Raw genomic sequence first — 13057 nt, 5'->3', positions numbered from 1 at the left:
CCACGGGCCTCCCGTCCGTGTTGGGGTGTGGGTCAGACCTCGGCGGCGAAGCCCGCCGCGCGCACCTGCAGGTCCTCGATGCGCCGCAGGCGTGCGGCCTGCACGTCGAAGCCCTCGTAGGCCAACGGCGGGGTCTTCCGGACGTTGCGCGAGCACTGGAAGTCCTCGCACACCAGGGTGCCGACGGTGTTGCCGTTCCGGCCCGCCTTGCCGGAGCGCTTGGCGCTCCAGAACACCACGTCGTTCGGCAGCTGCACGTCCTGGCACCACGAGCACTGGGCCCGGGAGCGAGGCGACGCCTCGGCCTGGCGGAACAGGATCCCGACCAGGCCGCCGTCGAGCGTCGGCACGACGACGTACGCGCGCCGTCCGATCTTGGGGTCGCGCCAGCCCAGGTAGTCGAGGTCGTCCCAGACGATCGTGTCGAAGCCGGCGGGCAGCGTGACGTCGCTCGTCTCCTTGCGCGAGGCGTTGACGAAGGACGTGCGGATGGTGGTCTCGCTGATGGGCAGCATGGTGTGAACCGTTCTGTGGTGCCGTCCGGGGCGCCCACGGGCGTCGCGCCGGACGGCGCTTCCGGGAGGGGGGTCGACGAGCGCGGCCGTGTCGGACGACACAGCCGGGGGCGTCAGGCCCTGATGCCGGCGTGGACGCCGACGACCTCCTGGGGACGATTGCTCACGAGGTCAGCCTAGGACCCGCTGTCAAGAGCGCGACCGACCCGTCGTACGCGGGCTGGACGCGCAGGTGCCCGTACCGGTCGTCCCAGGCGCCGGTCTCGAGCGCGCTGCGGAGCGCGGCGACCGAGCGCCGGGCACTCATCTCGTCGACCAGTCCCCAGGCCGGGTCGGCCCGGCGCACGTCGGCGTCGAGCAGCCGCTCCGGCCGCGCGTAGAACGCCTCGGCGAACCGCTCGACGCTCGTGAACGGGACCGGCAGCCGGGTGGTCGTGACCTCGTCGCCGAGCGCCGCGGCGATGCGGTCGAGCATGGGGTGGCGCGCCGCGTCGGCGGCCGTGACGTCGGGGGCGTACTCCGCCAGCCAGTGCTCGGCGATCCGCGCGGGGTCCCGCGTCAGGACCACCACCGGGCCGGTGGTGGCGCGCCGGACCTCGGCGAGCACGCGCTCCGGGTCTGACCAGTCCTGCACGCAGAAGGCGGCGACGGCGGCGTCCGCGGCAGGGAGCGGGGCAGTCGGGTCCTCGACGGTCGTCACGTCGACGGCGTTCGGGAGGTACTGGACGCTGCCGGCGCCGAGGGCCAGCACGGTCCGAGCCTCCCCGAGGGCCTTGGCGACCGCGCGGGCGAACGCGGGTTCGGCGCGGTGGTCGGTGTCGGCGCCGGGGGTGCTCACGCGGTCAGCCTACGGCGGCGTCGATCCGCGGCGCCGCGACGACATCTCCGACGTCGTACGACATCGGGGTCGTCGTTCGGCGTCGGCATTCCGTCGGTCGCGCTCAGGCCTCGGCCGCGACCTGTTCGGCGCGCTCCGTGGCGGCCCAGCTGCCCAGCAGTGCGATCGACCGTTCGGACTCGGAGCCGGGTTCGGCGCTGTACGTGAACATGGTCAGGCCGGGGTCGGCGACCAGGTCGAGCGCCTCGTAGTCGAGCTCGAGCACGCCGACGACGGGGTGGTCGAGCCGCTTCTTGCCGCTGCGGTGCAGACGCACGTCGTGCTCGGCCCACCACGTGCGGAACTCCTCGCTGCGGGTGGACAGTTCGCCGACGAGCGTCACGAGCCCGGGCTCGCAGGGGTTCGCGACCGCGGCCGCCCGGAGGATCGCGACCGAGTCACGCGCCGTCCGGGGCCAGTCCACGAAGAAGGTCCGCGCCGCCGGGTCGAGGAACGTGAAGCGCGCGGAGTTCACCGGACGGCCCGGGCCGGCGAACATCGGTGCGTACAGCGCCCGGCCGAGCTCGTTCGCCGCCAGGGCGTCACCGCGCTCGTTGCGCACCCACGCCGGCGCGCCGGTGATGGCGTCGAGCAGTCGCTGCACACCCGGGCGGATCCGGGTCGGCATGGTCCGGTGCATCGTCTTCACGCCCGAGTTCGCCAGGCGGGCGAGGTCCCACAGGTGCGTCCGTTCGTCCTCGTCGAGCTGGAGTGCGCCGACCAGGCCCTCGAGCACGCTGTCCGAGACGCCCTTGAGCGTGCCGCGTTCGAGCCGTGTGTAGTAGTCGACGCTGACACCGGCGAGCATCGCGACCTCGTGCCGACGCAGCCCCGGCACCCGCCGGACCCCGCCGCCGAACGAGGGCATGCCCGCCTGGTCCGGCGTGATCCGCGCCCGCCGGGAGGACAGGAAGTCGCGGATCTCGTTGCGCACGTCGATACCCATGCCGAGAAGGCTACGTCCTGGTGCCTGACGTCAGGCAGGTACCACCGTGCCCCGTCTCGCCCCCGTGCACAGCGGCAGCATGGGCGCATGACCACCACTTCCGACACCACCTGGTTCATCACCGGCTGCTCGACCGGGCTGGGTCGCGCGTTCGCCGAGGCCGTCCTGGCCGCCGGCGGCTCCGTCGTCGTCACCGCCCGCGATGCCGCCCGCGTGCAGGACATCGCCGACACCGCGCCCGACCGCGCGCTCGCCCTGGCGCTCGACGTCACGGACCCCGACGCCGTGACGGCCGCCGTGGCCGCTGCCGAGGAGCGGTTCGGCCGCGTCGACGTCCTCGTCAACAACGCCGGGTACGGCTACCGCGCCGCGGTCGAGGAGGGCGAGCCCGAGGCCGTCCGGACGCTCTTCGACACCCACGTCCACGGCCCGACCGGGCTGATCCGCGCCGTCCTGCCGTGGATGCGAGCGCGCGGGACCGGCACGATCGTGAACATCTCCTCGATCGGCGCCCGCATCTCGCCCGAGGGCTCCGGCTACTACGCGGCGGTCAAGGCCGCGCTCGAGGCCCTGTCGCTCTCCCTCCGCAAGGAGGTCGCGCCGCTCGGCATCGACGTCATGGTCGTCGAGCCCGGGGGTTTCCGCACCGACTTCGCGGGGCGCTCGCTGACCCAGTCCGCCACGCCGATCGAGGCCTACGCCGACACCGCCGGCAAGCGGCGCATCGAGCACGACACCGCCCACGGCACACAGCCCGGCGACCCGGCGAAGGCGGCGCAGGCGCTCATCACCGCGGTCCAGTCCGACGCGACGCCGTTCATGCTGCTGCTCGGCAACGACGCGTCCGACGGGTTCCGAGCCGCGCTCGACGCGCTCCGCTCCGAGGTGGACGCGTGGGAGTCGGTGAGTCGGGGCACGGACTTCTGACGCTCGCACAGACGGACTGGAGGCCCGGTGCCAGCTGGCACCGGGCCTCCAGTCCGTCACGTGGTGACGCGGATCACGTGGTGACGCGGATCACGTGGTGACGCGGGTCAGGTGGTGACGACGCGCTCCGTCGTGGCGGTGACGGCGACGCGGGCCACCCGGTGGCCGTCCATGCGGGTGACCTCGAGGCGGTGGTCCCCCACCTCGACCACGTCGCCGACCCGGGGGACGCGGTCCAGGTGCACCTGCACCAGTCCGCCGACGGTCTCGTAGTCGCCGTCCGGCAGGGCCGGTCCGCCGTCGGCGACCAGGTCCTCGAGCACCGTGGCGCCGTCGACGTCGCCCGTGTCACGGACTGGGGCGTCGTACTCGTCACGGATCGGGCCGACCAGGTCTTCGAGCAGTGCCTCGAGCGTGACCATGCCCGCGCTGCCGCCGTACTCGTCGACGACCAGCGCGATCTGGGCGCCGGAGGTGCGCATCTCGGCGATGGTGCTCGACAGGGACTTCGTCTCGGGGAAGGCGACGATCGACCGGCTGACCGACCGGATCTCGGCCGTCGCGTCCTCGGGTCGGAGCAGGTCGCGCAGGTGCACGAAGCCCGTCACCCCGTCACGGGAGCCGTCGGTGACGACGTAGCGGGTGTGCCCGAGGTCGAGCGCGCGGTCGGTGGCCTCGGCGATGCTCTGTGCGCCGTCGAGCGTCGCGACGTCGTACCAGGGCCGCATGGACTCGCGCAGGATCCGGTCGTGGGCGTCGAGCGCGCTGCGGGCGATGCGGCGCCCCTGCTCGTCGATCGCGTCGTGGTCGGAGACGAGTCCGCGCAGCTCCTCGGTGCTCATCGACTCGCTGCGCGCGTCGGGGTCGCCGCCGAGCAGCCGCACGACGGCGTCGGTGCTCTTCGACAGCACCCAGATGGCGGGCCGCATCAGGACCGCGAACCGGTCGAGCGTCGGGGCGACGGCCATCGAGAAGCCCTCGGCACGCTGCAGGGCCAGGCGCTTCGGCACGAGTTCGCCGAAGACGAGCGACAGGTAGGCGATGACCAGGGTCATGGCGACCAGGGCGACGGCCTCGGCGGCACCGCGTTCGAGCCCGAGCCCGGTGAACAGCGGGGCCACGTCGGGGGCGATCGAGGACGCACCGTACGCGGCGGAGAAGAAGCCGGCGACGGTCACGCCGATCTGCACGGCGGACAGGAAGCGGTTCGGGTCACGGCCGAGCGCGGCCACCCGTGCACCGCGGCTGCCACGGCGCTCCAGCTGCTGGAGCTGGGACTCGCGGAGCGACACCAGGGCGATCTCGGCTGCCGCGAACACCCCGCCGACCAGCACGAAGACGACGACGAGGGCGAAGGCGATCCAGGTGTCCACCCTGTGATCCTGCACAGGTCGGCTGGGTGATCAGCCCGCAGGTGCTGGGAAGGAGGCTAGAGCGGGCGTCCGGTGTGGGACTCGATCCACGCGCGCGGGTCGACCGGCAGTGTGCCGTCCATCAGGACCTCGAGGTGCAGGTGCGCGCCCGTGGAGACGCCCGACGAGCCGACGCTGCCGATGAACTCGCCGGCCTCGACCCGCTGGCCGACCGTGACCGGCGAGGACCCCGGGATCATGTGACCGTAGAGCGTGGAGACCTTCCGGCCGTCGACCACGTGGTCGATGATGACCGCGTTGCCGTAGGAGAAGTACGTGCCCGAGACGCGGACCGTACCGGCGGCGACGGCACCGATCGGCGCACCCATGCCGGGGTTGAAGTCGAGGCCCTGGTGCTGCGAGGAGCACGCCGCGCACGGGGCCGAGCGCCACCCGAAGCCCGAGCTCATGCGCACCGGAGCGGGGAACGGGGACCGGACCTCGCCGCCGTACACGACCGCGGCATCGGGGTCGGTCGTGACGACCTTGTTGCCGCCGCCGATGGTGAAGCCGTCCCGCGAGGTCGTGGCGGTCGCGACGGCCTGCGTGACGGCGTAGTCCTGCGTGCGGACGACCGGGGCGAGCGTCGACGTGGCGCTCGACGTGCCGACCGTGGCGTGCGCGGGCATGGCCGAGGCGGCGAACATCGCGACGGCGGCCGCGGCGCTGGTCAGCGTGAGCCGGCTGGTGCGCCGCAGGCTCGGGCGGGTGGTGACGGTGCGGCGCGGGGTGCGGGTGAAGCGGGTGGTCGGGGCTGCGCTGGCGGGCTTCGGCTTCTTCGTCGCCTTCGTGACGATGGGCTTCGTCTTCTTCGTCGCCTTCGAGACGACGGGCTTCGTCGCCTTCGTGACGATGGGCTTCGGCTTCTTCGCCGCGGCGCGCTCCGCCTCGAGGGCAGCACGACGCGACAGGTGCACGGTCGGGGTGGCGTGCTGCTGGTCTGCGTCGCTGGGAATCGTCATGGCCGCAGACCATTCTGCACGAAGCTGTCCGGTTGTACAGCCCCTCGACGGGGTCACACGTCGCCGGTGTCGTCCTCGTGGGGGGTCGCTGCCCACCCGTCATCCGCATGGAGCCGGCGTTCCAGCGCCGTCGAGACCCAGCCGGCCGGCACCAGCAGGAACAGCCAGAACGGCCCCCCGGCAGGCACGATCACGGCGCCGACCAGCGCCACCACCAGGGCGATGAACGTCACCGTGCCGTCCACCGGGTGCACCATGCCGCGACCGTCCGGACGGATGAGCTCCGGGTCCCGCCAGATCGTCCACTGCATCGCCGTCATGCTCAGGCTCGCGAGCGCGATCGTGCCGATGTAGAGCGCGTTCACGCCGCGGTCGTGGGTGGTCTGCGCGATGAGGTTGGACGAGAAGGGCAGGAACGCGATGCTCGCCAACCAGACGAAGTTCACACGCATGACCGTGGTCGAGTACGAGCGGGTCGCCTCGAACAGGCCGTGGTGCGACAACCACAGCCGCGAGATCACGACGAAGCTGACGACGAAGGCGATGAGCTTGCCGACGTTCTCGCTGAGCAGCGCGCCGAGGGACATCCGGTCGATGTCGTTCGCCACGTCGACCAGCGGCAGGAGCAGCAGCGTGATCGCGATCGCGACCGTCGCGTCCGAGAAGTTCACGAGCCGGTCGAGCCCCCGGTCCGTCCGCAGCACCCGTGCCATGGCGCCAGCCTAGGGGCGAACCGGGCCGGTCTCGGGGTGGACCGGCCCGGTCAGCCGCCGATCAGTACTGTCGGGACGACGAACGAGCGGAAGGACCCCCTCATGGCCCGAACGCCCCGGGAACGCCACGAGCCGATCGACCTGCAGCACGCCGAGGTCGTCCTCGCCGGCACGCAGGAACTCCTGCCGGTGCTCCGAGTCGCGGCCGTCCGCGCCGGTGTCGACGCGGCACGCATGCGGGTCATCGGTGTCGACGACCTGCCCGACCCGTCCGAGACGGGTGACGCCGAGCTCGCCGTCATCGCGATCCGACGTCCGGGGAACGACCCGGCTTTCCACCGCGCGCACGAGGCGGCGGACCTGATCGGACCCCTGCTCACGCCGCACGCGGTCCGCATCGTGATCACGGTGTCGGGTGCGACCCGCCTGGTCCCGAAGCTCGAGCGGACCCTGACGTCCGAGGTCCTCCACCAGATCGGGGCCGCATCGGCTCCGTCCGGGTTCCGGCGACCGTTCCGGACGATGCGGCTGCGGCTCGGACTGGCGGCGCTGCAGGCCGCGGGTGTGCGGGTCTTCCGGATCACGATCGGGCACTGAACCGAACCGGCTGGGGTCCCCACCGGCCCGTGCCCGTCAGCCGGCCGGTCCGCCGCGCAGCTCGAGCGCGATCTGCTCGGCGTCGAGGTTCCCGAGCACCGACTCGAGCACGTCGGCGTCGAACACGCCGTCGTCACGGGCGTCGAGCAGCGCGGACCGCTGGGCGTCGAGCACCTGGAGTCGCCGGGTCTTCTCGCGGCCGAACCACGCCCGCAGCTCCGCCGGGTCGGTGGCCTCGAGCTCCTCGCGCGTGCGCGGCGCCGTGGGCTCGGCGCTCGCCGCGGTGACCTGTTCGGCGGCGCTCCGCATGACCTCCATCAGACGGCGGCGTTCCTCGCGGTCCTTCGCCGTGTCGTCGGACCGCGGCGGGCTGATCCGCCGCAGGAGCGGGCCGATCGTGCCGCCCTGCAGCAGCAGCGACAGCACGGCGACGGCGAACGCGACGAACACCAGCAGGGACTTCTGCGGGGTGCCGTCCGGCAGGGTCTGGGCGGCGGCGACCGTCACGGCGCCGCGCATCCCCGACCACACGACCGCCGTGCCCTCACGCCACCCGAGGGGAGCCGCCGAGAAGTACCGGATGTCGGCGAGGACCCGACGGATCCGGGCGCCGAAGCGTTCGAGGTCACGTTCGCTCGGCTGTCGGTTGCCGAAGCGGTGCTCCTGCAGGGCGGCGCTCGTCGCCGCGCGGTCGGCCGAGCGGTACTCCTCGAGCCGGCCCTGCAGTCGGGCCTGTCGGTCGGCGCTCCGCGACAGGCCCCACAGCAGCGGGACGACGTACGCCGCCCGGACGAGGACGGTCAGGACGAGGGCGCCCAGGGCGATGAGCAGCGCCGGCACGATGCCGGCGTGGTCGCGCTGCACGTCGGCCACGATCGATGCGAGCTCGAGGCCCATCACCAGGAAGACCGCGCCCTCGAGCACGAAGGACACCGTCCCCCAGTTCTGCGCGTCCGACAGCCGGTGCGTCGGCGGCAGCACCCGCGGCGCCCGGATGCCCGTAACGAGCCCGGCGACCACCGCGGCGACCAGGCCCGATGCGTGCAGGCCCTCGGCGGGGATCGACGCCGCGAACGGCACCGCGAAGGACAGGGCGGTGTTGACCGTCGCGTTCGTCACCCGGGCGCGGACGCGCAGGTTCAGCCAGCCGACGACCAGCCCGATCGCGACCGCGACGGCGACCGCGTAGGCGAAGTCCCCCACCGCGCCCCAGAACGAGAACGACGCGGCACCGGCGGCGATGGCGGTCCGGAGCAGCACGAGCGCCGTCGCGTCGTTGAGCAGAGACTCACCGTCCAGGATCGCGATGACCCGGCGTGACACCGAGGTCTGCTTGACGATCGACGTCGCCACCGCGTCGGTCGGGCTGACGATGGCGCCGAGCGCGATGCCCCACGCCAGGCCCAGGCCCGGGACGACCCAGGCGAAGAAGAGCCCCAGCACGAGGGAGCTGCCGACGACGAGCGCGACGGAGAGCCCGCTGATCGCACCGAACTCCCGGCGGAAGTTCATCGTCGGCATCGACACCGCCGACGCGTAGAGCAGGGGTGGCAGGACGCCGGCCAGGATCCACTCGGGGTCGATCTCGGCGTCCGGGATCCACGGCACCAGGCTCGCGACGATGCCCGCCGCGACGAGCACCAGGGGCGCGGCGACACCGATCTTCGGCCCGACCAGAGCGGCACCCGCGATCACGAGCAGCCCGACCAGCCCGACGACGAGGGGATCTGTCATGTCCCCAGGGTGGCACCCTCCGGCTTCCACAGGTCGGCATCTCGGGAGGCTCGTCCACAGCCCATGTATCTTGATGTCGAGATAATGCTCACCGCGAGTAGCGTGGAGCCACCGACGCGCGAACAAGGGAGTACCCGCCAGCATGGCCAAGATCATCTACACGCTCACGGACGAGGCGCCGTTCCTCGCCACCCACTCCTTCCTGCCCGTGATCCAGGCGTTCGCCGGCACTGCCGGCGTCGACGTCGAGACCCGGGACATCTCCCTCTCCGGCCGGATCATCGCGCTGTTCCCCGAGCGGCTCACCGACGAGCAGCGACTCGACGACGCGCTGGCCGAACTGGGCGACCTCGCCAAGACCCCCGAGGCGAACATCATCAAGCTGCCGAACATCTCGGCCTCGATCCCCCAGCTCAAGACCGCGATCGCAGAGCTGCAGTCGCAGGGCTACGACCTGCCGGACTACCCGGACGAGCCGACGACCGACGACGAGCGCGACACCCGCTCCCGGTACGACAAGGTCAAGGGCAGCGCTGTCAACCCGGTCCTGCGTGAGGGCAACTCCGACCGTCGCGCGCCGCTCTCGGTCAAGAACTACGCCCGCAAGCACCCGCACCGCATGGGCAAGTGGAGCCCGGACTCGAAGACGAACGTCGTCACGATGGGCGCGGACGACTTCCGCTCCAACGAGAAGACATGGGTCGCCCCCGCCGACGACACCCTGACGATCGAGTTCGTCGGCACCGACGGCAGCACGCAGGTCCTCAAGCAGTCGATCCCGGTCCTCGCCGGCGAGGTCATCGACGGCACCGTCCTGCACGTGGGGCCGCTCGAGCAGTTCCTCCGCGCACAGATCCAGCGCGCGCAGGACGAGGGGATCCTGTTCTCGGTCCACCTCAAGGCCACGATGATGAAGGTCTCGGACCCGATCATCTTCGGCCACGTCATCCGCGCGTTCTTCCCCGACGTCTTCGACCGCTACGGCGCCGACCTCGCCGCCGCCGGGCTGACGCCGAACGACGGCCTGAACTCGATCCTCACCGGGCTCGACGCGCTGCCGAACGGTGCCGAGATCAAGCAGGCCTTCACCGACGGCATCGCCGCGGGCCCCGAGCTCGCGATGGTCGACTCGGACAAGGGCATCACGAACCTGCACGTGCCGAGCGACGTCATCGTCGACGCCTCGATGCCCGCGATGATCCGCACGTCGGGGCACATGTGGGGCCCGGACGGCGACGAGCACGACACGGTCGCGGTCATCCCCGACTCGAGCTACGCCGGCATCTACCAGGCGGTGATCGAGGACTGCCGCGCCAACGGGGCCTTCGACCCGTCGACCATGGGGTCGGTCCCGAACGTCGGCCTGATGGCGCAGAAGGCCGAGGAGTACGGCTCCCACGACAAGACGTTCGAGGTCCCCGGCGACGGCACCGTCCGCGTCACGAACGCCGCCGGCGAGACCGTCATCGAGCACCAGGTCGCCCAGGGTGACATCTGGCGCGCGTGCCAGACCAAGGACGTCGCGATCCGCGACTGGGTGAAGCTCGCCGTCACCCGCGCCCGCGCCTCGCAGACGCCGGCGGTCTTCTGGCTCGACGAGACCCGTTCGCACGACGCGGCGCTCATCGAGCTCGTCCACCGGTACCTCGGCGAGCACGACACCGAGGGTCTGCAGATCGAGGTCATGTCGCCCGAGGACGCGATGCGCTTCTCACTCGAGCGCATCCGCCGCGGCGAGGACACCATCTCGGTCACCGGCAACGTCCTGCGCGACTACCTCACCGACCTGTTCCCGATCATGGAGCTCGGCACCTCGGCCAAGATGCTGTCGGTCGTCCCGCTGCTGGGCGGCGGGGGTCTGTTCGAGACCGGCGCCGGCGGGTCCGCGCCCAAGCACGTGCAGCAGCTCGTGCAGCAGGACTACCTGCGCTGGGACAGCCTCGGCGAGTTCCTGGCGCTCGCGGTCTCCCTCGAGCACCTGGCCGGCGTCACGGGCAACGCCCGCGCACGCATCCTCGGCGAGACCCTCGACCGTGCGACCGGCACCTTCCTCGAAGAGGACAAGTCCCCCGGTCGCAAGATCGGCACGATCGACAACCGTGGCAGCCACTTCTTCCTGGCCAAGTACTGGGCCGAGGAACTGGCGGCGCAGACCGAGGACACCGAGCTCGCGGCGGCCTTCGCCGAGATCGCCGGGCAGCTCGGCGAGCAGGAGCGCACGATCGTCGACGAGCTCGTCGCCGTACAGGGTTCGCCGGTCGACATCGGCGGGTACTACCGCCCGGACGACGCCAAGACGAGCGCGGTCATGCGTCCGTCCGCCACGCTGAACGCGGTCCTGGCCGCGCTGTAGGCGCGAGACGCGACGAACGGGAGGCCCGGTGCCAGCTGGCACCGGGCCTCCCGTCCGTCCTGGGGCCCACTCACGCACCTCGAGGTTCCGTAATTACGGAACCTCGAGCGCCCGCACCGGTCGTCTGCGGAACCGGGGCGGAACTGAGCGGCGAGTCGTGGAACCTCAGGAGGTGGATGCGACGGTTGGCCGAGCGTGCGCGCTGCGGTCAGCGGGACGGGACCGGCGGACCGATCGTCAGCAGGACGGCGAACACGAGTGCGACCAGGACCACGCCGATCAGCGCGGCGACGAACGGGTGCGCGACCACGGCGAAGAGCAGTCGGTCGAGGAACCCCGGGTGACGACCGCCGTCGCCCGAGCGGCGCCAGGGACCGTCGAGCATGCCGCGGCGGGCGACCCCGAGCTCGAACGGCAGCGTCGTGTAGGGCACGATCGCACTGACCCACGCGAGCACCGTGGCGCCGAACGACCAGCGCTGGTTCACTGCGACGACCGTGGCCACCACGAGGTACGCCAGGAAGACGAACCCGTGCACGCTGCCGCCGATCCGCACGGGCAGGTCACCGAGGCCCATCGCGTACTTCATGAGCATGCCGACCAGCAGCATCGTCCAGGTCACGAGTTCGGCGACCGCCAGTGCGCGGAACAGGGATCGAGGCGTCATGCGTCCATCGTCCCGGACCGTGGTTGGGAATGCTCCGCGCTCGGGCAGGGCTCCGGCGCCGCACGACGAGCCGCACGTCATCGGCCCACGTCGCACGTTCCGCCGGCCGTCGAGCACGCGGGCGACAGGGTGCGCGACGTCGCGGGACGTGCGCGACGCGTCGTGCGACCTCGCGACGCGCGGAGGCGATGACACGCCGGAGGTCGTATCGATTCGACCCGAGCCTCGGGTAGCGTCGGAGGCATGTCGATGACGACCAACACGACGACGGATCCGACCCGCACGCTCCGAGTCGGGGTGGTGGGGCTCGGGTTCGCCGGGACCACCCACCTCGATGCCTACACGGCCCTGCCCGGAGTCGAGGTGGTGGCACTCGCGGGGCAGGAACCGGCCCGCCTGGCGGAGCTCGCCGAGTCCCGGCACGTGCCGAACCGGTACGAGGACTGGCAGGACCTGGTCGCCCGCGACGACCTCGACATCGTGTCGATCGGCGTGCCGAACTCCCTGCACCACCCGATCGCGGTGGCCGCGCTGACGTCGGGCAAGCACGTCTTCTGCGAGAAGCCCCTCGCCACGACCGGCGACCAGGCGCAGGAGATGGTGGACGCCGCGGTCGAGAACGACCGGGTGCTCGAGGTCGCCTACAACCACCGGCGCCGCGCCGACGTGCAGTTCCTGGCGAACCACCTGGCCCAGGGCGACCCGCTCGGCCACGTCTACCACGCCCGTGCCAGCTGGCTGCGCCGTGCCGGCATCCCCGGCATCCAGAGCTGGTTCGCGAACAAGGAGACGGCGGGCGGCGGTCCGCTCATCGACCTCGGCTCCCACGTGCTCGACATCGCGCTGCACCTGATGGGCGAACCCCGGGTGGTCACGGCGAGCGCCGTGGCGTACAACGAGCTCGGCAGCGCCGGCCGTGGTGGCAGTGCCCGCACGCCGGTCTCCGCCGCGACCGGTCGCCCGTTCGACGTCGAGGACTTCGCGAGCGCCCTGCTGCGCTTCGACGACGGGTCGAGCCTGCAGCTGCAGGCCTCGTGGGCCAGCTACTCGAAGGACGCCGAGGACATCGAGGTCGAGCTGCTCGGGTCGACCGGCGGCGCACGCCTCTTCGTCCGCGACTACGCGACCGAGGGCACCGTGACGCTGTACTCGGACGAGCAGGGCGTGCCGACGGTCACCCGTCCCGCCGTCCAGGTGCCGTCCGGGCACCACCAGCGCGTCATCGAGGAGTTCATCGCGACGATCCGGAGCGGCCTGCACGACGGCCACCACGGGGAGTTCGCACTGCACCGGAGCCGTGTCGTCGACGCGATCTACGCGTCCGCGGCTGCCGGGCACGAAGTGGAGGTGTAGG

The 13057-nt window shown here is 71.9% G+C and carries 12 protein-coding genes; 4 read left to right on the top strand and 8 right to left on the bottom strand.

The annotated features are described in order from the left end of the window. Positions 1 to 32: 32 nt before the first annotated feature. The 3 genes from DEJ13_RS17165 to DEJ13_RS17155 all read right to left on the bottom strand — a co-directional run bounded on the left by DEJ13_RS17165 (position 33) and on the right by DEJ13_RS17155 (position 2338). Positions 33 to 515 carry an FBP domain-containing protein gene (locus tag DEJ13_RS17165; protein WP_111106044.1) on the bottom strand — a complete coding sequence of 161 codons (483 nt, stop codon included), beginning with the start codon at positions 513 to 515 and terminating at the stop codon, positions 33 to 35. Positions 516 to 678: 163 nt separating this feature from the next. Next, positions 679 to 1353, bottom strand: a complete 675-nt coding sequence (locus tag DEJ13_RS17160) for an SAM-dependent methyltransferase (protein WP_111106043.1) — start codon at positions 1351 to 1353, stop codon at positions 679 to 681. A 103-nt stretch (positions 1354 to 1456) separates the two neighbouring features. Then, positions 1457 to 2338 carry a helix-turn-helix transcriptional regulator gene (locus DEJ13_RS17155; RefSeq protein ID WP_056121156.1) on the bottom strand — a complete coding sequence of 294 codons (882 nt, stop codon included), beginning with the start codon at positions 2336 to 2338 and terminating at the stop codon, positions 1457 to 1459. 87 nt (positions 2339 to 2425) lie between these two features. Between DEJ13_RS17155 and DEJ13_RS17150 the strand changes: the two genes are divergently transcribed. Beyond that, positions 2426 to 3265, top strand: a complete 840-nt coding sequence (locus DEJ13_RS17150) for an oxidoreductase (protein WP_111106042.1) — start codon at positions 2426 to 2428, stop codon at positions 3263 to 3265. A 107-nt stretch (positions 3266 to 3372) separates the two neighbouring features. Here the strand turns inward: DEJ13_RS17150 and DEJ13_RS17145 are convergent, their stop codons facing one another. The 3 genes from DEJ13_RS17145 to DEJ13_RS17135 are packed head-to-tail and all read right to left on the bottom strand — an operon-like array spanning position 3373 to position 6352. After that, a complete protein-coding gene (locus tag DEJ13_RS17145; protein WP_111106041.1) occupies positions 3373 to 4638 on the bottom strand; it encodes a hemolysin family protein in 1266 nt (421 codons plus the stop codon). A 56-nt stretch (positions 4639 to 4694) separates the two neighbouring features. Beyond that, positions 4695 to 5639: a M23 family metallopeptidase gene (locus DEJ13_RS17140; protein ID WP_111106040.1), complete on the bottom strand. Its 945-nt coding sequence runs from the start codon at positions 5637 to 5639 to the stop codon at positions 4695 to 4697. Between the two features lie 53 nt (positions 5640 to 5692). Next, the gene (locus tag DEJ13_RS17135) at positions 5693 to 6352 is read right to left on the bottom strand and encodes a TMEM175 family protein (protein WP_111106039.1); all 660 of its coding nucleotides are present in this window, start codon (positions 6350 to 6352) and stop codon (positions 5693 to 5695) included. A gap of 102 nt (positions 6353 to 6454) precedes the next feature. On the opposite strand from DEJ13_RS17135, the gene DEJ13_RS17130 reads away from it, so the two are divergent. Continuing rightward, the gene (locus DEJ13_RS17130; RefSeq protein ID WP_056121163.1) at positions 6455 to 6949 is read left to right on the top strand and encodes a hypothetical protein; all 495 of its coding nucleotides are present in this window, start codon (positions 6455 to 6457) and stop codon (positions 6947 to 6949) included. A gap of 36 nt (positions 6950 to 6985) precedes the next feature. On the opposite strand, the gene DEJ13_RS17125 is transcribed toward DEJ13_RS17130, so the two are convergent. Further along, complete coding sequence (locus DEJ13_RS17125) at positions 6986 to 8683, bottom strand: cation:proton antiporter (RefSeq protein ID WP_111106038.1); 1698 nt, start codon at positions 8681 to 8683, stop codon at positions 6986 to 6988. Between the two features lie 142 nt (positions 8684 to 8825). Here DEJ13_RS17125 and DEJ13_RS17120 point away from each other — a divergent pair, with 142 nt between their 5' ends. Beyond that, positions 8826 to 11036: an NADP-dependent isocitrate dehydrogenase gene (locus tag DEJ13_RS17120; protein ID WP_111106037.1), complete on the top strand. Its 2211-nt coding sequence runs from the start codon at positions 8826 to 8828 to the stop codon at positions 11034 to 11036. Positions 11037 to 11244: 208 nt separating this feature from the next. Here the strand turns inward: DEJ13_RS17120 and DEJ13_RS17115 are convergent, their stop codons facing one another. Continuing rightward, positions 11245 to 11703 carry a DUF3817 domain-containing protein gene (locus DEJ13_RS17115; protein WP_111106036.1) on the bottom strand — a complete coding sequence of 153 codons (459 nt, stop codon included), beginning with the start codon at positions 11701 to 11703 and terminating at the stop codon, positions 11245 to 11247. Between the two features lie 243 nt (positions 11704 to 11946). Between DEJ13_RS17115 and DEJ13_RS17110 the strand changes: the two genes are divergently transcribed. Then, positions 11947 to 13056 (top strand): Gfo/Idh/MocA family protein, encoded by a 1110-nt coding sequence (locus tag DEJ13_RS17110; protein ID WP_258374023.1) that lies wholly within the window; start codon positions 11947 to 11949, stop codon positions 13054 to 13056. Position 13057 lies beyond the last annotated feature (1 nt).

Origin of the sequence: Curtobacterium sp. MCLR17_007 (assembly GCF_003234655.2) — a bacterium.
In the GTDB taxonomy this organism is placed as follows: domain Bacteria; phylum Actinomycetota; class Actinomycetes; order Actinomycetales; family Microbacteriaceae; genus Curtobacterium.
Note: the sequence above shows the minus strand (reverse complement) of the source record. Positions and strands in the feature narration are given on the sequence as shown.